Below are 20,157 nucleotides of genomic sequence, written 5' to 3' on the forward strand. Positions count from 1 at the left end.
CCATCTCGATGCCGGGCTGATTCCAACGAGCCATCGACGCTTCAGCGCGACCCACGACGGGGGCAACGGGGTCGCCCGCGCGGGTGATTGGTTCTGGAATGGGTCACTCTGGGTCATCGGGGCCTCGTCAGCACCGGCCCCAGATATTCGGATAACCACCGTCATCAAGTGAATAGTGGTGGCCAGGGCCGGGATCGAACCGGCGACCTTCCGCTTTTCAGGCGGACGCTCGTACCAACTGAGCTACCTGGCCGGACGGCACGGTCTTCCACCGGGGTGGAAGGAACAACGCCTCGCCGTTTGGCGACCCTGACGGGACTCGAACCCGCGACCTCCGCCGTGACAGGGCGGCGCGCTAACCAACTGCGCCACAGGGCCTTACTGTGCGACTCCCTCGCGGTCGTCGCGCGTACCCCCAACGGGATTCGAACCCGTGCTACCGCCGTGAAAGGGCGGCGTCCTAGGCCACTAGACGATGGGGGCCCAATCCGAATCTCTCCGGGGTACTCGCGACGCATACGCGTTGGGAGCTTCGATAGCTTAGGGTACCGACCCCCGATTCCTCAAACGGGCCCCGGGCACCGCTCCGGTACCGTCGGGCCTGCGTCGGCCAAGTATCGTATTGCTCCGCGCCCCTATAGCTCAGTTGGTAGAGCTACGGACTTTTAATCCGCAGGTCCCAGGTTCGAGCCCTGGTGGGGGCACCCTCTTTTGCTCCAGTGGTGAACGTTCGCCTCGCATCATCGCGTTCGGGCGGCGGGGGCGACGACGGCCGTGACCCGGATTTCGATGCGCATCTTCGGGGCCCCGAGAGCGGTCACGCCGATCTCGGTCCAGATGGGCGCGCGGTCGCCCATGCGCTTGCGGAATTGCTCGACCATGACGCGGTTGTGGTCGTCGAAGCCGTCGGTGACGACGTGGTAGGAATCCACCGCGATCACGTCGCGCCAGGTGGCCCCGGCCTCGGCCAGGGTCCTCTCGACGTTGTCGAAGGTCGCAACGATCTCGTCCTCGAGGCTGTCAGGGAAGTTGAAGTCGTCGTCCCATCCACCTTGGCCCGACGTGTCGATGCGGTCCCCCACTCGAACGGCTTGGTGATAGCGCATGTTGGCCAGCTGCGTGTCGCCGTATCCGGGTGTTGCGAAGAATTCGGTGCTCATGGGCTTCCCTCTCGTCTTACTTCACGCTTGAGTTCAAGCATGAAGTAATAATAGCGCCGATTACTTCATGCGTAAAGTGACGACGAGCTCGTTAGCATGAACCATGCCCACCGATGCGGCCTCCGTCCCGGAGTCCCGCGCGGACGGACCCGACGACATTCCGTGGCTGACCCTCGACGAGAAGGACGCCTGGACCGCCCTGGTCTCGCTCGTGCTCCTGCTGCCGGGGCGGCTCGAGTCCCCGCTCCAGAGCAAGGCCGGTCTGACGCTCTTCGAGTACCTCACCCTCAGCCACATCTCGGAGGCCCCGGACCGCCGGCTGCGGATGAGCGAGCTGGCCTTCCTGGCCAACGGGTCCCTATCGCGACTGTCCAACGTGGTCAAGCGGTTCGAGCAGCGCGGATGGGTCGAGCGCTCCCCCGATCCGACCGACGGGCGCTACACGATCGCCGCCCTCACCGACACCGGGTACGAGATCGTGGTCGGTGCGGCGCCGGTACACCTTCGGACCGTGAGGGAGCTCGTCCTCGATCCCCTCGACGCGGCCGACAAGGAGGCCCTCATCCGCATCGCCGCGAAGATGCGGATCCGACCCACTGAGTTCAGCTAGCCCGAAACTGCAATCTTGGGATCGGTAGCGGTCCGCGAGGTCTGTACTCAACCCACTGGGCGACGCCATCCGGACGGAGCCCGCGAGATGGGGGACAGATCATGAACCGACTTTCGCGATTGACCATGACGGCACTGGTCTCCGGCGCGCTTGGCCTGGCTGGTTTGGGGCTCGGCGCGGGCATCGCCCAGGCAGGCGGCCCCTACCAGTGGTGCCCCGGAGATGACCCCGGCGGCTACGGCGGCGGCTTCAACACCCCGGCGGACGGTAGGCCGAACTGGGACTGGAACGTCTGCCACACCTTCCACTACGTCAACTACGGGCAGGGCAACGTGTCCCCGACGGTGTTCGAGGGCATCGACCCGCCTCCGCCCGCCCCCTGGCAGCCACCCAATACGTGCTGGGCGTTGTTCATTCCGCACCCCTGCTAGACAGGCCGCGGGGCACGACCGACACCCGTCAGTTCGTAAGCTGACTGGGTGACCGGTCGCAAATGGACGTCGAAAGCGGGGACGCCCACCATCCCGAACCGGGTCTGGACGCCCCGATGACCCTTCCCCAGCCCCTGTCGGAACGATACGAGCTCGGAGACGTCATCGGCTTCGGCGGCATGTCCGAGGTCCACCTCGCGCGCGACCTCCGCCTGCACCGCAACGTCGCGGTCAAGGTGCTGCGCGCCGACCTCGCCCGCGACCCCAACTTCCTTCTCCGCTTCCGCCGCGAGGCACGCAACGCGGCGGGGCTGAATCATCCCGCGATCGTCGCCGTGCACGACACCGGCGAGGCCGAGACGGCCGGCGGCCCGGTGCCCTACATCGTGATGGAGTACGTCGACGGCGTCACCTTGCGCGACGTCCTGGACCGTAGCGGCCCCATCGAGCCGCGCCGCGCCATCGAGGTCATCTCCGACGCCTGCCAGGCCCTGAATTACAGCCACCAGCACGGCATCATCCATCGCGACGTCAAACCCGCCAACATCATGATCAACAAGGCGGGCGCGGTGAAGGTGATGGACTTCGGCATCGCCCGGGCTCTTCACGACGACGGGGTGAGCCTCACGCAAACCGCGGCCGTCATCGGCACCGCCCAGTACCTGTCCCCAGAACAAGCGAGCGGAGACAAGGTCGACGCCCGCTCCGACGTCTACTCGCTAGGGTGCGTTCTCTACGAAATCCTCACGGGCAAGCCACTATTCGTTGGCGACACCCCCGTATCGGTGGCCTATCAACACGTCCGCAAGAAGCCCTCGCCACCGTCGAAGCACAACCCGGACCTGTCACCGGAACTGGACGCCGTCGTCCTCAAGTCACTGGCGAAGAAACCCGACGAGCGCTACCAGAGCGCCGCCGACATGCGCGCCGACCTGATCCGCGTCCGCACCGGACAGGCCCCCCAGGCACCGAAGCCGCCGAAGGTGCGCACCACCGACCACGACGACGATTCGACGTCCCCGACCCTCGGCCGACGGGGTGGGGCGACACGTCGCTGGCTCGTCGTCGCCGCCGTACTTGCCGTGCTCGCCGTCGTCGCGACGTTCTCGATCAACGCGTTCGTCGGAGGCCCCAGCAAACAGGTGCCCAACCTGGCCGGCCAGGACCAGACCGCGGCAGAGGAGTCACTGCGCGGGCTTGGCTTCAAGACCGTCGTGAACGAGGAGACCAACGACGAAATCGCCGTCGGCCACGTCATCGGTACCGACCCCGCGGCCAACACCGACGCCAGACTCGACGACGAGATCACGATCAACGTGTCGAGCGGCTCACGGCAACAGACCGTCCCCGACGTAGCGCAGCTCAGCTACGCCGAGGCCGAAGCCAAGCTCAACGATGCCGGATTCGAGACCGTCACCCGAAGGAGCTCGGCCTCCACGACCGTACCCAAGGACCAGGTCATCGGTACCGTTCCGGCAGGAGGTCAGACGTCGGCGGTGAGCAACCAGATCGTCGTCGAGGTCAGTTCGGGACCGGACAGCAAGCAGGTCCCCGTCGTCGCGGACCAGACGGCGGACGTGGCGCGGCAGAACCTGAACGCCTTCGGCTTCCTCAACACCCCCACGCTCGACGTCGACGGCATCGCACCCGCCGGCCAGGTCGTTGGCACCGTTCCCGCGGCAGGCGAATCCGCCTCGGTCGACACGCCGATCCAGATTCAGGTCTCCAAGGGCAATCAGTTCGTGATGCCAACCGTGACGGGCAGGTTCTGGGACGACGTCCTGCCCCTTCTGCAGGGCCTTGGGTGGACGGGCGTGCCGGACAACGACCAGATCCCCGCGGGAGACGGCAACCGCGCCAAGGTGATCGCCCAAACCCCGGCACCGAACACCCCGACCAGGAAGGACGCCATCATCAAGCTGACGTTCGGGGCGTAGCGTTCCGCGCGCATTTCGAATCAGATTGGTCGTTGGACGTGCCTACCGCCGAGTACACCCTTACCCTCACGGGAATGAGATCGCTCGTTGCGTTGTTGGCGACGGGGCTGTTGTTGATTGTCTGCTGCTCGTGCAGCACGTCCGGCGCCGTCGTCGGACACGCGACCTCGGCCCGGCCCACGATTGGTCAAGTCACGCTCGAAGACCGGACGCTGGGGGCGGCGACGGTCGCCGCTCAGGAGAACCTGGATCGCTTCACGGCCGGGGACTTCGCGGGCGTCTGGGAGCTCATGGCGAAGACCGTGCGCGACGGCATCTCCCAGGACGACTTCGTGGCGTTCTATAAGACGTGCAAGAAGGCGGACTCCTCGATCAGCGTCACCGGGTTCCGGATGGAGGGCGACGACGAGGCCATCGTCCGCATGAACGTCGGCGACGTCGAATACTTCCGCGTGATGCTCTACGAGAGCGGCCGCTGGGTCATGAAGCCCACCGACGACTTCGCCGGTCACCTCGGGCAGCCCGTGACGCAGATCGTCGCCGAGGAGAGGGCCGACGGCCGCTGCGCCGGGTGACGCCCGAGACCTGTCAGACCTGTCAGACCCTGTCAGACCTTCGGGCTGTAGTGCATCGGGTTGTCGCGATGATCGACGGGCGGAAGGTTGCGCGCGGGCGTGTGGACCACCGGTGAGTCGGCGGGGATGCGGCCGGCCACACGATCCCAGCCTGCGCGGGCCCGGGGATGCATCCGCCTGCGCCTCGGCACTGCCTTGAAGACCAGGTTCACCAGGCCGCCGAAGCGACGGTGCCACCATTCGTCGCGGGCAGACCAGGTGTACCCCATCAACTCCCGGACGGCGGGGTCGTAGAGGCCGACGGTGACCCATACGACGAACGGGCCCGACAGCTTGAGGTTCAGCGCCCACAGCCGGTCAGGTATCCAGCTCAGGGAGGGATGCTTGGGCATCGACGACAGATCGAGCACCTCGCGTGCGGCGTAGTTGTTCTCGAGCACCTCGCGGCACATGTGATCCCAGTAGACCTGGAAGTCCTCCCACGTCTCGGGCACTGGCCGCATGCTCATGCCGTACATCCGGTACCACTCGACGTGCTCGGCGAAGAGTTGGCGCCGCTGCGCCTCGGTGATGCCACCGCCGAAGCGCTCCTTGGTGAGCATGGTCCCGACGAAGAAGGTCGAGTGTGCCCAGTAGAAGACGTCGGGATTGAGCGCACTGTAGCGGCGCCCCTGGGCGTCGACGCCCTTGATGGCGACGTGGTAGTTGCGCACCTCCGCTCCGGTGGTCGGTGCCTGGTCGCCGTCGAACACGACGCCGCCGATCGGATACAGCGAACGCAGCAGGCGCGGGATGCGTTCCCGGAAGAAGATCGAGTGCTGCTCGACGGCGGCACCCAGCTGCGGGTGCATGTTTTGCATCGAGCCTGCCCACGGCCCCTGAAGCAGACCGCGCCAGTCGCCGAAGATCGACCAGGTCAGCGAATCAGGGCCCAGCGGAGACGGGGGCGCGTCGTAGCCGATGTGCGACACGGGGCAGCCTGCCGCGACACGCGGTGCAGGCCGGTCGTCGGAGTCGGTGGTCAGCGGGCTGCCCCCAGACGTATCTTGAGTCACTGGCGACCTTCCACGAGGGCCAGAACCGCATTCTGACTACGACCGTTGTCAGTGCGAGCTTAGGAGTGATGTGCCTTCCGGTCAACGACGGGGCCGCTGGTCCGGTGTCCCGCTAGAGGACCGCCAGGCCTTGCGACGGGACCACCTCATCGCGGCCGGAGTGAATCTCCTTGGCGGCGAATCAGACTCGGCACTCACGGTGCGCGCCGTCTGTCGAGTCGCCGGCCTGACCGAACGCTATTTCTACGAGAGCTTCACCGATCGCGACGACTTCGTCCGCGCCGTGTACGACGACGTGTGCCGGGCCGCGATGGCTGCCCTGACGTCGTCGGCAACGCCACGCGAGGCCGTCGAGAGATTCGTCGCGCTGATGGTCGACGATCCGGTGCGCGGCCGGGTGCTACTGATCGCACCCGAGCGCGAGCCCGTCCTCACCAAGTCTGGGGCCGAATGGATGCCCAGCTTCATCGAACTGTTGCAGCACAAGCTCACCCGAATCAGCGATCCCGCAATCCAAGCCATGGTCGCGACGGGATTGGTCGGGGCGCTGACGGCGCTGTTCACGGCCTACCTCAATGGCCGCCTGGCGACGACCCGCGAGCAGTTCGTCGACTACTGCATCGACATGCTGCTCAGCAGGGCGTCAACCCAGCTGGGCAACTAGCTCACTCGTCAGGGGTACTGACCGCGGCGAGCTCTTCTTCCTCCTGCGCGGCCGCTTCTTCCTCGGCTGCCTTGGCCGCCCGACCCGCTTCGCTACCCATCGAGTTACCAGGAGTGGTGGCCGATGCGACCCCGCCGTTGCAGTTCAAGTAGAACTGCACGGTGTCCGACACGTGGGCGCCGTCGTTGGCGCTGGCGAAGGGGGCGGACTGCGAGCGCGTCACGATGCAGTCGCCCTCGTCGAGCTTGTCGCCGACGCGCGCGGCCACGACGACCGTCTGACCCGAGTCGCTGGCAGCCGAAGACGCATCCGAGTACGTCTGGCCGGCGTAGTCGTCCGCCGAGGCGACCCCACCGCCAAGGAGGGCCGACACAGCCAGCGCGCCAATGGCGCCGGTACCAACAACGATGAGCTTCTTCACGTCTAGCCCTATCTGTCCACGGAGTCGGAAAGCCTTGTTCGCGGGGATAGTACCGACTTCCGCGAGCGGCCGCAGCACCTCGGCCGACTAGGTGGCAGGCGCTTCGCCAACTACTTCGCCGAGCAGTTCAAGTTGACCAGCATCGTGCCCGCCCGCTGGCCACCGAAACCGTCGATCGACGGGGCGGCGCTCGCGCTGGTGACGAGGCACTCGTCCAAGTTCTTGCGGCCCCCGATCGACGTCGCCACCACGGCCGCCATCCCCTGCTCGCTGAGCGCCGCCTTCGCATCCGCATACGTTTGCCCGACGACGGCGTCGTCAGCCGTGGCAACTCCGCTGCCCATGCCGAGCGCCATCGCGGCGGAACCGATCGCACCAACACCAAGAACCAGGACCTTCTTCATGTGCGTAGCGACCTTTCCTCGGTTGAGCTCACGTTGGGCAACAGTTTGCCGGATTGGGCGTGTGTCGCCGCGGATATTACCCCGTAGGCCGCCATCATCGATGGCGGAGCCGCGACACCCCGCGACGTAGAACTTGAATGTCACCGGGGTACACAGATATATTGAGTGCTACCAACAGATACAGATAACTGTGAGAGTTCCACGCACGCGAGGAGGACATTGGCCATGTCGACCGATCTGACCGACCTGCAATTGCTGCACGAGCTCGAGCCCGTCGTCGAGCAGAACATCAACCGGCACATGCGGATGCGCAAGGACTGGAACCCGCATGACTACATCCCGTGGTCGGACGGCAAGAACTACTACGCCCTCGGCGGCCAGGACTGGGATCCCGAGCAGTCCAAGCTGTCCGAGGTGGCGCAGGTCTCGATGCTGCAGAACCTCCTCACCGAGGACAACCTGCCGTCGTACCACCGCGAGATCGCCATGAACTTCAGCATGGATGGTCCGTGGGGCTTCTGGGTCAACCGCTGGACCGCCGAGGAGAACCGGCATGGCATCGCCCTGCGCGACTACCTGGTCGTCACCCGCGCGATCGACCCCTTCGAGCTGGAAGAACTCCGCATCGAGCAGGTCACTCGCGGCTTCAGCCCCGGCCAGGGCGAGCAGGGCGATCTGTTCGCCGAGAGCCTCTTCGACTCGGTCATCTACGTGACGTTCCAGGAGCTCGCCACCCGCGTGTCACACCGCAACACCGGCAAGGCATGCCAAGAGACCGTCGCCGACCAGCTGCTGCAGCGCGTCTCCGCCGACGAGAACCTGCACATGATCTTCTACCGTGACGTCAGCGCCGCAGGCCTGGACATGGCGCCCAACCAGGCGATGAAGTCCCTGCACCGCGTGCTGCGCAACTTCAAGATGCCCGGATACACGGTGCCCGAGTTCCGCCGCAAGGCGGTCGTGATCGCCGTCGGAGGCGTCTACGATCCCCGCATCCACCTCGATGACGTCGTCATGCCGGTGCTGAAGAAGTGGCGCATCTTCGAGCGCGAGGACTTCACCGGCGAGGCCGCCGAGATGCGCGACGATCTCGGCAAGCTGGTCGAGGAACTCGAAGAGACGTGCGTGAAGTTCGAGGTGGCCAAGGAACGCCGCCTCGAGCGCGAGCGCAAGATGGCCGAGAAGAAGGCCATGAAGAACCTCCTGGTGACGACATCGGCGTCGTCGTAACCGAAGAACGCGCTTCGGCCCGGTCTGCCCTGGACCATCCCCCCAGTCGCTCCGCTCCAGCCCCCGGGGTCAAGATCGGGCCGTTCGCGTTGCGCAGTCCCGTCGTGCTCGCCCCGATGGCGGGCGTCACCAACGTCGCGTTCCGAACCCTGTGCCGCGAGCTCGAACTCGCCCGCGCCGGCACCGTGAGCGGCCTCTACGTATGCGAGATGGTGACCGCCCGCGCCCTCGTCGAGCGCAACGCGGCGACCTTGCACATGACCACGTTCGGACCCGACGAATCGCCGCGGTCACTGCAGCTCTACACCGTCGACCCCGACACCACCTACGCCGCGGCGAAGATGATCGTCGACGACGACATGGCCGACCACATCGACATGAACTTCGGCTGCCCCGTCCCCAAGGTCACCCGCCGAGGGGGCGGCGCCGCCCTGCCCTACAAGCGAAAGCTGTTCGGCCAGATCGTGGCGGCGGCAGTCCGCGCCACCGAAGGCAGCCGCGTCCCCGTCACCGTGAAGTTCCGGATCGGGATCGACGACGCCCACCACACCCACCTGGACGCGGGCCGAATCGCCGCCGAGGAGGGTGCCGCCGCCGTCGCCCTGCACGCCCGCACGGCGGCGCAGCGGTATTCGGGCGCCGCCGACTGGAATCGGATCGCCGAGCTCAAGGCGCACGTCACCGGCATTCCAGTGTTGGGCAACGGAGACATCTTCGTCGCCGACGACGCCCTGAAGATGATGTCCGCCACCGGATGTGACGGAGTCGTCATCGGCCGCGGGTGTCTTGGCAGGCCCTGGCTCTTCGCCGAACTGTCCGCGGCGTTCAACGGCGTCGAACCCCCGGTGCCGCCGACGCTCGGCGAGGTCGCCGCCATCGCCCGACGTCACGGCGAACTACTGGCCGCCCACTTCGGTGAGGACAAGGGCATGCGCGACATCCGCAAGCACGTTGCGTGGTACCTGCACGGCTTCCCCGCCGGCGCCGACCTTCGGCGGGCGTTGGCGCTGGTCAAGACGCTCGGCGAACTCGACGACCTGCTGGCCCAACTCGATCCCGACGTGCCCTTCCCGGCTGCGGCGGAAGGCCCAAGGGGTCGCCAGGGCTCACCAGGCTCGGTGACCCTTCCCGAGGGCTGGTTGAACGACCCCGACGATTGCACGGTGCCCTCCGGCGCAGACGTCATGCACTCCGGAGGCTGAGCGAAACCCGGTTGGAAACGGCGCCGAGATGGCACCGAGACGGTTTGGAGACATCCGCGGACTGGCTCCATCTCAGGTTGTCTCAGTACGATGAGATTCCATCTACGACGGGCGCCGACTGGCGGAGCCCTCGACGTGCTGCTACAAGACTAGGAGCACGCACGCGAACTGGAGAATGGCTGCGCCGGACGGCGCGCCGCTCCCGACAGTCCGGAGGCCGGTAGGACATGAGTGACGGCGACAACGCCGCTCCCGGTCATCGGTCACCAGGATCGGCCGACGGCGAGGACGTCGGCAACACCCAGGACGCGAACTCCAAGAGCGCCAGCGCCGACAATCAATGGCTTACCCGATCCGAGAGATCGAAGCCAGGCGCCGCGCCGTGGGAGCGCTCACGACTTCCGCTTTCTCCTCCCGTTGGCAATCACACCGACGGGGTCACGGTCGCCGACCTGATCGCCAAGGTCTCGGGCGAGCCCAAGGCCCGCGACGAACCGACGCGTCACCACGACACCTCCCGCCTCGACACTCCCCACGTCGACACTTCCCGCCTCGAGGACACCCCCGACCTCGACGACACCTCTGACCTCGACGACACTTCCCACCTCGTGGAGGACACTCCCGACCTCGACGACACCCCCGCCTACGACCCGCAGACCGAAGTCATCCCCGTCCTACCTGCGCACGCCTCGGACCTGCCGGTGCTCTCGGGGCGGCGCGTCGTCGCCGTCAACAAACCGGCGGTCCCCGAACGCGTCGGCGAGACGGCACAGCCCGCGAAGGCACCGTCGCATCGGGGCCGCCGCACCGCGATGATCGCCGGTCGGGTGGCCGTGGCACTGGCCGCGGTGCTGGCGCTGGCCACGACCGGCGCGGCGTGGCAGTGGCAGGCGTCGAAGAACAGCAGCCTCAACAAGGTGGCGGCGCTGGATCCCGACTCTCGCGACATCGTCGACCCCAACGCGCAGTTCGGCGACGAGAACTTCTTGATCGTCGGCACCGACAGCCGGATCGGCCAGAACAGCGACATGGGAGCCGGCACCACCGACGATGCGGCAGGCGCCCGCTCGGACACCATCATGCTGGTCAACATCCCAGCCAACCGCAAACGCGTTGTCGCCGTATCGTTCCCACGCGACCTGTCGATCTCGCCAATGGAGTGCGAGCCCTGGAATCCGCAGACCGGTGAATACGGTCCGATCACCGACGAAGAATCTCCGATGTACGGGATGGAGAAGGTCTACACCGAGACGAAGCTGAACTCGGCGTACGCAGTCGGCGGCCCGAAGTGTCTGGTGAAGGTGGTCCAGAAGCTGTCCGGCCTCTCGGTCAACCGCTTCATGGCCGTCGACTTCGCTGGCTTCGCCAAGATGGTCGACGCGCTCGGCGGCGTCGAGGTCTGCAGCACGACGCCGCTCGAGGATTACGAACTCGGGACCGTACTGGCCAACGCGGGCAGGCAGGTCATCGACGGGCACACCGCCCTGCAGTACGTGCGGGCCCGCCAAGTGACCACCGAGACCAACGGCGACTACGGCCGCATCAAACGCCAACAGTTGTTCCTGTCGTCGCTGCTGCGCTCGTTGATCTCCAAGGACACGTTCTTCTCCCTGAACAAGCTCAACAACGTCGTCAACATGTTCATCAACGACAGCTACGTCGACAACATCCAGACCAAGGACCTCGTCGACCTCGGCCAGTCCGTGCAGGGCGTCAACGCCGGACGCATCACCTTCGTGACCATCCCCACCGTCGGGTACGCCGACGAGTACGGCAACGAGGTTCCGCGCACCGACGACATGCGCGCGCTGTTCGACGCGATCATCAACGACGACCCGCTTCCCGAGGAGCGCAACGCCGACAACACCCCGGTGCCCGAGACTTCGGAGGCGACCAGCGCCGCACCCGCTCCGCTGGATGCCCGCGGCGAGGTCGTCGACGCCGTGACGACCAACCCCGGCGAGGTCACGGTGCGGGTGTCCAACTCCACCGGCGAGGACGGCCTGGCGTCGACCGCCGCAACCGAGTTGACCCAGCACGGCTTCAACGTCGAGACCCCCGACGACTACCCGGGACCGCTGGACTCCACGACGGTATTCTTCTCGGCGGGCAACGAGCAGGCCGCCGCCACGGTGGCGTCGTCGTTCTCCAATCCGACCATCGAGCGGGTGTCCGGCATGGGCGACGTGATCCGCGTAGTGCTCGGCTCGGACTTCTCGGCAGTGAATGCCCCCAGCCCCAGCGGCTCGTCGGTCCAGGTGAGGGTCGTACACGACCGCGGCTCGAGTCCCAGCCACCTGCCAGAGGACTTGACGGTTACCAACGCCGCCGACACCAGCTGCGAGTGAGCGCGGCGACACGACGAGTGAGCAGGTCCAGCGCACCATCGTGGCAGGTGGCATTCACCTTTCGTTCACCCTCGAGGTCGTGACGATCCCGTGCCTCTGGCCGTAGGCTTGGTACATGCGTACCGCCTATCATGAGCAGCTGGCCGCCCTGACCGACCAGCTTGGCGAGATGTGCGGGCTTGCCGGCGTCGCGATGGAGCGTTCCACCCAGGCACTGCTGCAGGCCGATCTGGCCCTCGCCGAACAGGTCATCACCGACCACGAACACATCGCCGCAATGAGCATCCGCGCCGAAGAGGCCGCCTTCGTCCTCCTGGCACTGCAGGCACCCGTCGCGGGCGATCTTCGCGCGATCGTCAGCTCCATCCAGATCGTCGCCGACGTCGACCGGATGGGTGCACTCGCATTGCACGTCGCCAAGATCGCGCGGCGCCGTCACCCCCAGCACACCCTGCCCGAAGAGGTCAACGGTTACTTCGCCGAAATGGGCCGCGTGGCAGTGGATCTCGGCGCGGCGGCTCAGGAGGTACTCGTCACCCGGGATCCCGAGAAGGCCGCCCGCATCAGCGAGGACGACGACGCGATGGACGACCTGCATCGCCATCTGTTCTCGGTGCTGATGGACCGCGAGTGGAAGCACGGCGTCACTGCGGCAGTCGACGTCACGCTGCTGAGCCGGTTCTACGAGCGGTTCGCCGACCATGCGGTCGAGGTGGCCCGTCGAGTGATCTTCCAGGTCACCGGCAGGTTCCCCGACGAGGAAGTCATCTCGGCCAGCTAATCGCTCCTGGCGATCCTGACCCCGACCTTCTCGGCGGCCAGCAAATCTCGCAGCACCTTTGCCAGAACCTGGAGCTCGGCGTTGGCGTAGTGGGACAGGAAGTCGCTCATCCCCTTCGTCATCTCGTCGTGAAGGTGCCGGTGAGCGTCGACGATCAGGTTGCCGTCGGCGGTGGGACGCAACTCCACCTCCTTGCGGTTGCCGGGGATCGGGGTGCGGGTGACCAGCCCCGCCTCGACCAAGCGTTGGACGTGCTTGGACACGGTGCCCTTGAGTTGATGTGACCGGGCGGCCAACCCGACGATGCTCACCGGGCCGTCGGCGAGGACGGCGAGTAGGTGCATGGACATCGTCGGCAGTGCCCTGACCTTGTCCTCCAATCGTTTCGGGCAGCGTGCCGCGATGAAGTCGCGCTCGGCGTCCCCGCCCTCGTCGGCATCGAACTTGTCCCCGACTTCGCCGACCATCTCGTTGATGCTCGCGATCAGCTCAGACTTGGTTTTCATGGAAACAATCTTGCCATCCCGACGGTCGCGCCGTACATTGTTTCTATAGAAACCATATTCGGTGAAACGATGGAGGACGTCATGAAGGCAGCAGTGGTCAACGCGTGGGGAGACACCCCGACGTACTCCGACTACCCCGACCCCGAGCCGCAGGGCGGCACCGTCGTCGCCGACGTCGAGGCCAGCTCACTGACCAACCTGACCCGCGGTCTGGTATCGGGAAAGCACTACGCCAGCAAGCAAATTCAGCTCCCAACCGTACCCGGTTTCGACGGCGTCGCCCGACTCGAGGACGGCCGCCGGGTGTACGCCGTCGCGCTGCCCGGCCACGGCATGATGGCACATCGGACGCTCGTCGCCAAGGACGGCGCCTTCGAGATCCCTGCAGGCGTCGACTCCGTCACCGCCGCAGCCATTCCCAATCCCGGCATGTCGGCGTGGATGGCGCTCGAATACGGAGCGGCGGTCAAGCCCGGCGACCACGTGCTGGTGCTCGGCGCCACCGGCGTGACCGGCGCGACGGCAGTGCAGCTGACGAAGACGATGTTCGGTGCCGAGCGCGTCGTGGTGGCGGGCCGCGACACCACCCGTCTCGATTGGCTGCGCACGGTGGGCGCCGACGACGCCATCGCGATGCGCAGCGAAGACCTCGCAGGCCGCGTCGCCGAACTACACGCGGAACGCCCGTTCGACGCGGTCCTGGACTACCTCTGGGGCGAACCCGCGCAGCAGACGTTGCAGGCGCTCGCCGACAGCCACCCGGCGTCGACCCATCACGCCACCCGGTGGGTGCAGATCGGCTCGATGGCGGGCATGACACTGACCCTGCCCGCCGGGGTGCTGCGCAGCAGCGGAATCACGTTGTCCGGCATCGGAATCGGGAGCGTGCCTCCGGACGTGATGGCGCGCGCCCGCAATGAGGGCCTGCCCAAGTTGCTCGACATGGTCGCCGACGGGCGACTGCAGCTGAGCACACAGGCGCGGCCACTCGCGGACGTCGCAGACGCCTGGACGTCGGCAGAGCCCTCGGGAACGCGGGTCGTGCTGGTCCCCTAGCCGAAGCGACCGGAGATGTAGTCCTCGGTGGCCTTCTGCGTCGGGTTCGAGAATATCTTCTCGGTGTCGTCGATCTCGATCAACCGGCCTGGCTTGCCCGTCGCCTCGAGATTGAAGAACGCGGTCTGATCGCTGACCCTGGCAGCCTGCTGCATGTTGTGCGTGACGATGACGATCGTGAAGTCCTGCTTGAGCTCGGAGATCAGATCCTCGATCGCGAGCGTCGAGATCGGGTCCAGCGCCGAGCACGGCTCGTCCATCAGCAGCACGTCGGGCTGCACCGCGATCGCGCGGGCGATGCACAGCCGCTGCTGCTGGCCACCGGAAAGGCCGCCGCCGGGCTTCTCCAAGCGATCCTTGACCTCGTTCCAGAGGTTGGCACCCTTCAGCGATCGCTCGGCGACCTCGTCGAGCGCCTTCTTGCTCCGGACCCCCTGCAGCTTCAGGCCTGCCACCACGTTGTCGCGAATCGACATGGTGGGGAAGGGATTCGGCCGTTGGAACACCATGCCGATGGTCTTGCGGACGCCGACGGGATCGACGCCGGCCCCGTAGATGTCGTCACCGTCGAGCAGCACCGACCCCTCGACGCGAGCGCCGGGGATGACCTCGTGCATGCGATTCAGCGTGCGCAGCACGGTGGACTTACCGCAGCCGGACGGACCGATGAACGCCGTCACGCTGCGCGGCTGCACCGACAGCGCGACGTCGGCCACGGCGTGGAACGACCCGTAGTAGATGTTGACGTCCTTGAGATCGAGACGCTTGGCCACGACTGACTCCTATACCTTCTTGGGGGCGAAGATCTTGGCGACGAGGCGCGCCCCGACGTTGAGAATGGCGATCAGGAGGACCAGCGTCAGCGCCGCGCCCCACAGTCGGTCGGTGGGAACCGGGTTGGCTCCCGCGCCCGCCGAGATCTGGTCGTACATCATGCCGGGCAGCGATCCCATGAAACCGCCGAGCATGTCGAAGTTGATCGACGCCGCGTATCCGACCAGGATCAGCAGCGGCGCGGTCTCGCCCATCACGCGGGCCAGTGCCAGCATGATGCCCGTGACGATGCCCGACAACGCCGTCGGAATCACGATGCGGGCGATCGTCTTCCACTTCGGTACCCCCAGTGCGTAGCTGGCCTCACGGAGGTCCATCGGCACGATGCGCAGCATCTCCTCGGTGGCCCGCACGATGACCGGAATCATCAGGAGCACCAACGCCAGGGACACCGCGAAGCCGGACCGCTCGAAGCCGAGCGTGGCCACCCACAGTGCGTAGATGAAGAGGGCAGCGACGATCGAGGGCACGCCGGTCAGGATGTCCACCATGAACGTGGTCAGCTTGCCAAGGCGCGTGCCGCCGCCATACTCGACGAGGTAGACCGCGACCATCACGCCGATCGGAATCGAGATGATGGAGCAGACCACGCCTTGGAGCAGTGTGCCGATGAGGGCGTGATAGACGCCGCCGCCCGCCTCGAAGGCGGTCATCCCGGACTGCGAGTGGGTGAACCAGTACAGGGACAGAACGCTGATCCCCTTGGTGATCACCGAGTACAGCACCCAGATCAGAGGCACCAGTGCGATCAGCACCGAGATCGAAACCAGCACCGTCGCAGCGTTGTTGGTGATCTTTCGCCTGGCGCTGACGCCTTGAAAGGTGGGCGCCTTGACCGGCTGGTCCAATGTTGACGTCATGCTTTTGCGCCCCTCCTGGAGACCGCGGCACGCGCCAGCGAGTTCACCACGAACGTGAGGATGAACAGCACCAGGCCCGCCGCGATGTAGGCACCCGCCTTGTACTGGTCGTTGAATTCGCTTGCCGTGGCCGCGATCTTGCTGGCGAAGGTGTAGCCGCCGTCGAACAGTGACCAACCGAACGCGGTCTGGGTGCCCCGCAGGATGATCAGCAGGGCGATGGTCTCACCGAGCGCCCGACCGAGGCCGAGCATGGCACCGCTGATGTACCCCGACATGCCGAACGGCAGCACCGTGGTCCGGACGACCTCCCACCTCGTCGCGCCGAGAGCCAGCGCGGCCTCGATCTGACCGCGGGGGGTTTGGATGAACACCTCGCGGCTGACCGCCGTGATGATCGGCAGGATCATCACCGCCAGGACGATGCCCGCGGTGAAGATCGTCCCGCCACCTGCCACCGAGGCATTGCCCGTCGAGAACAGGAACAGCCAGGAGAGGTTCTCGTTGAGCCACAGGGCCAACGGCTTGAGCACCGGAGCCAGCACGTAGAGACCCCACACGCCGTAGACGATGGACGGCACCGCGGCGAGAAGGTCGACCATGTAGGCCAGCGGACCCGCAAGCCGGCGTGGCGAGTACTGCGTGAGGAAGATCGCGATGCCCAACGCCACGGGCATGGCGAGGATCAACGCGAACACCGAGACGAACACCGTCACCTGGAGCAGGTCGAGGATGCCGAAGTGCATCGACGACGTGTCGGTCGTGATCCAGTTGCCGCCGTAGGTGAAGAAGTTCTCCTCGTTGCGCGCCAGCGCTGGGATCGCACGCCACAGGAGGAACACCCCGATCGCCGCAATGAGAACGACGATCAGGATGCCTGCGCCCTGGGCGGCCCCGCCGAAGAGCTTGTCGCCCAGCCGGACCTTGCCACCCCTGTTGGGGTTGGTCGAGATGGGATCCGGTTCGGGGATGGGTGAAGCCAGCGCTTCACCCGACCCCGCACCGATTGGATTTGGTGTCGTCACTGTTATCCCGTCGGAGACCCTATCGCTCATTCGGTCTGGATCCCATCCTCACCATGTTGGTCCCGTCGCGCTAGGTGGACTAGGCGATTGCGTTGATCGACGTGAGCAGACGCTCCTTGAACGCGTCGGGCAGCGGAACGTAGCCCGCCGGGCCCAGGTTGGCCTGGCCCTCGTTGGCGGCGACGGTCAGGAACGACTTGACGGCGGCGGCGGTGTCGGCGTCGTAGCCCTTGGAGCAGACGACCTCGTAGGTCGCGAGAACCAACGGGTACGAACCGGCTTCCTTGGTCCCGTAGATCGAGTTCAAGTCCAGCGTGAGGTCGTTGCCCTCGGCGGCGAACTTGGCGGCGTCGATGGCCGTCTTGGTGGTCTCGTCGGTCAGCTCGACGGCGCCCGCGCCGTTGTCGATCTGCGCGAAGGGCAGCTGCGCCTGCTCGGCGAAGCCCTTCTCGACGTAGCCGATGGCGCCGGGGGTGGCCTGCACGGCCTGGACGACGCCGGACGACTTCTGGGCACCTTCACCCGCGCCGCCCTGGAACTCGCTGCCCGCGTCCTTGGTCCAGGACTGCGGGGCCGCGGCGGCCAGGTACTTCTGGAAGTTGTCGGTGGTGCCCGAGGAATCCGACCGGTAGACCGGCGTGATGTCCACGTCGGGCAGGCTGGCGCCCGAGTTGAGCGCGGCGATGGCCGGGTCGTTCCACTTGGTGATCTGGCCCTGGAAGATCTTGGCGAGCACGTCGCCGTTCACGATCAGCTTGTCGACGCCTTCGAGGTTGTAGGCCATCGCGACGGGGCCGAAGACCAGCGGGAGGTTCCATGCCGGGTTGCCGCCGCAGCGCGCCGCGGCCGCCGCGACCTGATCGTCCTTCAGCGCCGAATCGGAGCCCGCGAAGTCGACCTGCTTGGCGATGAATTGCTCACGACCCGCGCCGGACCCGGTCGGGTTGTACGAGAGGGTCTTGCCGGAGCAGACCTGGCCCCACACCTTGCCGAACTCGGCGATGGCGTTCTGCTGGGCCGTCGAACCCTCGGCGGTCAGCGAGTTCTTGCCCCCGCAGTCGGCCGAACCCGAACCCGAGCCTGAAGCCGCCGACGACGACGACGATCCCGACGCGCTGCTCGACGAGGTTCCGGCGTTGTCGTCGCTGCCGCACGCGGTCAGCGTCAGCGCGGCGACCGCCGTCATGGAAACGACGGCGCCAAGCGGCTTTCCTATGCGGCTGCCAAAGCGATTGAGCTTCACTTATCCCACTTTCGGTTTGTCTGTCTCAAGACTCTCCGGCAACGTATGCGGCCCCGGTGGACGGATCGCGGACGAAGGGTTAACGAACGGTGAACAGCCTCAGCGACTTCACAGCTGAGGGGCCAACAGGGGGTGTACGCCACGGATCCGGCGAAGCTCCTCCAATGGAGCGGTTCCTACGCAGGCGTCGCGAACCAGTTATCTGCCCGCGCCTCGGCGCAGCTCGCTAGGAGTCAGCTGCCGCGTACGCGACGTCTGAGCTGAAGACTTCGAAGTCGATCCGCCGGTAGGTCTTCACGGCCGCCGCGTTGTCGCCCTCGACGTACAGCATGACCGCCGCATCCGCGCCGAGCCGGTCCGCCAGGTAGTGCAGTCCGACCAGCGTCAGGGTTGCGCCCAGGCCGCGGCCCTGTGCGGCGGGATCCACGCCGACGACGTAGACCTCGCCGAGGGCGGGATTGTGCACTTTGGTCCAGTGAAAGCCGAGCAGTCGCCCGTCCGCGCCGGTCGCCTCGTCGAAGGCCAGGAACAATCCCGCCGGGTCGAACCACGCCTCCCCGCGTCGCTCGGCAATGTCCGCCTCGGTCCAGCCGCCCTGCTCCGGATGCCAAGAGAAGGCGGCGTTGTTGACCCGCAGGAGTTCGGCGTCGTCGTCGGGGCCGGCATACGTGCGCACGCGCACCCCCGGGAGTGTCGGCGCTGTGGGCAGGTCGGCCAATGGCCGCCGCATCTGCAGCAGTTCGCGAGCCACGACGAGCCGCAGCGCCGCAGCGGTGGCGCGCGCCGGTTCCAGATCGCCGTGCGCCCACACCCGCGCGCCAGGCCCGCCCTCGGCCAGGGCGGTCCTGATCAACTTCGACCCGAGGCCGCGACGGCGGGCCTGCGGGTGGATGGCGACCTCCGCCATGGCGGGCGCGTCGGCCGTAGAGGGGACCAGATCGAGGTACCCGACGACGTTGCCACCGTCCTCGGCGACCAGATGTCTGGTGCGGTCATGGGATAGGTCGCGAAGCACCTGATCGCCCACCGGAGCGATGCCGTCGTGCGTCGCAGCGGCGTCGAAGATCGCCCGGATGCGACGTTGATCGTCAGCGGAGAGCTCAGTCCGCCAAGAGATCTCGGTCACGGGGTGTGCAGTGGGTCGCCCAGACCAGCCGGCTCGGGGTCGTACGCGTCGGAGTCGTCGGGGTCGTCGGGCAGATCGACGTCGGGCACCGGCGGACGCCCGCGCGCGGGCCGGACCGCCTTGTATCCGACGTTGCGGACGGTGCCGATCAACGCCTCGTACTCGGGGCCGAGCTTGGCGCGCAGCCGTCGCACGTGAACGTCGACCGTACGAGTGCCACCAAAGAAGTCGTAGCCCCACACCTCCTGCAGCAACTGCGCGCGGGTGAAGACGCGACCCGCGTGTTGCGCGAGGTACTTCAGCAACTCGAATTCCTTGTAGGTCAGGTCGAGCGGACGCCCGCGGAGGCGTGCGGTGTAAGTGCCCTCGTCGATGACGAGCTCACCGAGGTTCACCTTGCCCGCACTCTCCTGATCGGCGGCGCCGCCCCGGCGACCGACCAGCAATCGCAATCTGGCGTCGATCTCGGCTGGACCGGTGCTCGGGAGCAGGATCTCGTCGAGACCCCACTCCACGTTGACGGCGACCAGTCCGCCTTCGTTCACAACCGCGACGACGGGCACCGACGTCCCCGTCGTGCCGAGCAGCCTGCACAGTCCTCGGGCCGCGGCGAGGTCGGTGCGGGCGTCGACGATGGCGATGTCAGCGGTGCCAGCCTCGAGCAATGAGGACACCTCGGTGGGCGCCGA

Annotated in this window: 21 protein-coding genes and 4 tRNA genes; 11 read left to right on the plus strand and 14 right to left on the minus strand. The window is 66.6% G+C overall.

The window, feature by feature from the left end:
• Positions 1-176: 176 nt before the first annotated feature.
• The 3 genes from ABW137_RS06490 to ABW137_RS06500 form a co-directional block, all read right to left on the minus strand.
• Positions 177-253 (minus strand) — tRNA-Phe (locus ABW137_RS06490).
• A 48-nt stretch (positions 254-301) separates the two neighbouring features.
• Positions 302-378, minus strand: a tRNA-Asp gene (locus ABW137_RS06495).
• A 32-nt stretch (positions 379-410) separates the two neighbouring features.
• A tRNA-Glu gene (locus ABW137_RS06500) sits at positions 411-483 on the minus strand.
• 148 nt (positions 484-631) lie between these two features.
• On the opposite strand from ABW137_RS06500, the gene ABW137_RS06505 reads away from it, so the two are divergent.
• A tRNA-Lys gene (locus ABW137_RS06505) sits at positions 632-704 on the plus strand.
• Positions 705-740: 36 nt separating this feature from the next.
• On the opposite strand, the gene ABW137_RS06510 is transcribed toward ABW137_RS06505, so the two are convergent.
• Complete coding sequence (locus tag ABW137_RS06510; RefSeq protein WP_526398082.1) at positions 741-1,160, minus strand: Rid family hydrolase; 420 nt, start codon at positions 1,158-1,160, stop codon at positions 741-743.
• A gap of 103 nt (positions 1,161-1,263) precedes the next feature.
• Here ABW137_RS06510 and ABW137_RS06515 point away from each other — a divergent pair, with 103 nt between their 5' ends.
• From ABW137_RS06515 to ABW137_RS06530, 4 genes are all read left to right on the plus strand, one after another.
• Positions 1,264-1,770: a MarR family winged helix-turn-helix transcriptional regulator gene (locus ABW137_RS06515; protein ID WP_526398084.1), complete on the plus strand. Its 507-nt coding sequence runs from the start codon at positions 1,264-1,266 to the stop codon at positions 1,768-1,770.
• Positions 1,771-1,871: 101 nt separating this feature from the next.
• On the plus strand, positions 1,872-2,201 hold the full coding sequence (locus tag ABW137_RS06520; RefSeq protein WP_526398086.1) for a hypothetical protein: 330 nt from the start codon (positions 1,872-1,874) through the stop codon (positions 2,199-2,201).
• Positions 2,202-2,317: 116 nt separating this feature from the next.
• On the plus strand, positions 2,318-4,138 hold the full coding sequence (gene pknB / locus ABW137_RS06525; protein WP_526398119.1) for a Stk1 family PASTA domain-containing Ser/Thr kinase: 1,821 nt from the start codon (positions 2,318-2,320) through the stop codon (positions 4,136-4,138).
• A 74-nt stretch (positions 4,139-4,212) separates the two neighbouring features.
• Positions 4,213-4,713: a hypothetical protein gene (locus tag ABW137_RS06530; protein ID WP_526398088.1), complete on the plus strand. Its 501-nt coding sequence runs from the start codon at positions 4,213-4,215 to the stop codon at positions 4,711-4,713.
• Between the two features lie 32 nt (positions 4,714-4,745).
• Here ABW137_RS06530 and ABW137_RS06535 read toward each other — a convergent pair whose 3' ends face one another.
• Entirely contained in the window at positions 4,746-5,768 is a 1,023-nt protein-coding gene (locus ABW137_RS06535) for an oxygenase MpaB family protein (protein ID WP_526398089.1), read from the minus strand.
• Between the two features lie 70 nt (positions 5,769-5,838).
• On the opposite strand from ABW137_RS06535, the gene ABW137_RS06540 reads away from it, so the two are divergent.
• Positions 5,839-6,432: a TetR/AcrR family transcriptional regulator gene (locus ABW137_RS06540; protein WP_526398091.1), complete on the plus strand. Its 594-nt coding sequence runs from the start codon at positions 5,839-5,841 to the stop codon at positions 6,430-6,432.
• Between the two features lies 1 nt (position 6,433).
• Here ABW137_RS06540 and ABW137_RS06545 read toward each other — a convergent pair whose 3' ends face one another.
• Positions 6,434-6,853, minus strand: coding sequence for a hypothetical protein (locus tag ABW137_RS06545; RefSeq protein WP_526398093.1), 420 nt, complete (start codon positions 6,851-6,853; stop codon positions 6,434-6,436).
• Between the two features lie 110 nt (positions 6,854-6,963).
• Complete coding sequence (locus tag ABW137_RS06550; protein WP_526398095.1) at positions 6,964-7,257, minus strand: hypothetical protein; 294 nt, start codon at positions 7,255-7,257, stop codon at positions 6,964-6,966.
• Between the two features lie 225 nt (positions 7,258-7,482).
• On the opposite strand from ABW137_RS06550, the gene ABW137_RS06555 reads away from it, so the two are divergent.
• From ABW137_RS06555 to phoU, 4 genes are all read left to right on the plus strand, one after another.
• Positions 7,483-8,487, plus strand: coding sequence for an acyl-ACP desaturase (locus tag ABW137_RS06555; protein WP_526398097.1), 1,005 nt, complete (start codon positions 7,483-7,485; stop codon positions 8,485-8,487).
• Positions 8,488-8,516: 29 nt separating this feature from the next.
• Positions 8,517-9,689, plus strand: coding sequence for a tRNA dihydrouridine synthase DusB (gene dusB, locus ABW137_RS06560; RefSeq protein WP_526398121.1), 1,173 nt, complete (start codon positions 8,517-8,519; stop codon positions 9,687-9,689).
• Positions 9,690-9,916: 227 nt separating this feature from the next.
• On the plus strand, positions 9,917-12,037 hold the full coding sequence (locus ABW137_RS06565; RefSeq protein WP_526398099.1) for an LCP family protein: 2,121 nt from the start codon (positions 9,917-9,919) through the stop codon (positions 12,035-12,037).
• Between the two features lie 115 nt (positions 12,038-12,152).
• A complete protein-coding gene (gene phoU, locus ABW137_RS06570; RefSeq protein ID WP_526398101.1) occupies positions 12,153-12,818 on the plus strand; it encodes a phosphate signaling complex protein PhoU in 666 nt (221 codons plus the stop codon).
• Here the strand turns inward: phoU and ABW137_RS06575 are convergent.
• Positions 12,815-13,324, minus strand: coding sequence for a MarR family winged helix-turn-helix transcriptional regulator (locus ABW137_RS06575; RefSeq protein WP_526398103.1), 510 nt, complete (start codon positions 13,322-13,324; stop codon positions 12,815-12,817). The two genes, phoU and ABW137_RS06575, sit on opposite strands and share 4 nt — an antisense overlap.
• Before the next feature lie 81 nt (positions 13,325-13,405).
• Between ABW137_RS06575 and ABW137_RS06580 the strand changes: the two genes are divergently transcribed.
• Positions 13,406-14,380, plus strand: coding sequence for a quinone oxidoreductase family protein (locus ABW137_RS06580; protein WP_526398105.1), 975 nt, complete (start codon positions 13,406-13,408; stop codon positions 14,378-14,380).
• Here the strand turns inward: ABW137_RS06580 and pstB are convergent.
• The 6 genes from pstB to ABW137_RS06610 form a co-directional block, all read right to left on the minus strand.
• On the minus strand, positions 14,377-15,153 hold the full coding sequence (pstB, locus tag ABW137_RS06585; protein ID WP_526398107.1) for a phosphate ABC transporter ATP-binding protein PstB: 777 nt from the start codon (positions 15,151-15,153) through the stop codon (positions 14,377-14,379). The two genes, ABW137_RS06580 and pstB, sit on opposite strands and share 4 nt — an antisense overlap.
• Before the next feature lie 9 nt (positions 15,154-15,162).
• Positions 15,163-16,074, minus strand: coding sequence for a phosphate ABC transporter permease PstA (pstA, locus tag ABW137_RS06590; RefSeq protein ID WP_526398109.1), 912 nt, complete (start codon positions 16,072-16,074; stop codon positions 15,163-15,165).
• Complete coding sequence (gene pstC, locus ABW137_RS06595; protein WP_526398111.1) at positions 16,071-17,129, minus strand: phosphate ABC transporter permease subunit PstC; 1,059 nt, start codon at positions 17,127-17,129, stop codon at positions 16,071-16,073. The genes pstA and pstC overlap by 4 nt, the downstream gene beginning before the upstream one ends.
• 49 nt (positions 17,130-17,178) lie before the next feature.
• Entirely contained in the window at positions 17,179-18,342 is a 1,164-nt protein-coding gene (gene pstS / locus ABW137_RS06600; protein WP_526398113.1) for a phosphate ABC transporter substrate-binding protein PstS, read from the minus strand.
• A 226-nt stretch (positions 18,343-18,568) separates the two neighbouring features.
• Positions 18,569-19,468: a mycothiol synthase gene (mshD, locus tag ABW137_RS06605; protein ID WP_526398115.1), complete on the minus strand. Its 900-nt coding sequence runs from the start codon at positions 19,466-19,468 to the stop codon at positions 18,569-18,571.
• The coding region (locus ABW137_RS06610; RefSeq protein ID WP_526398117.1) for a winged helix-turn-helix transcriptional regulator at positions 19,465-20,157 on the minus strand (693 nt) is incomplete at its 5' end. The genes mshD and ABW137_RS06610, both read right to left, overlap by 4 nt.

The sequence above is a fragment of the Mycobacterium sp. genome, assembly GCF_040509115.1.
In the GTDB taxonomy this organism is placed as follows: domain Bacteria; phylum Actinomycetota; class Actinomycetes; order Mycobacteriales; family Mycobacteriaceae; genus Mycobacterium.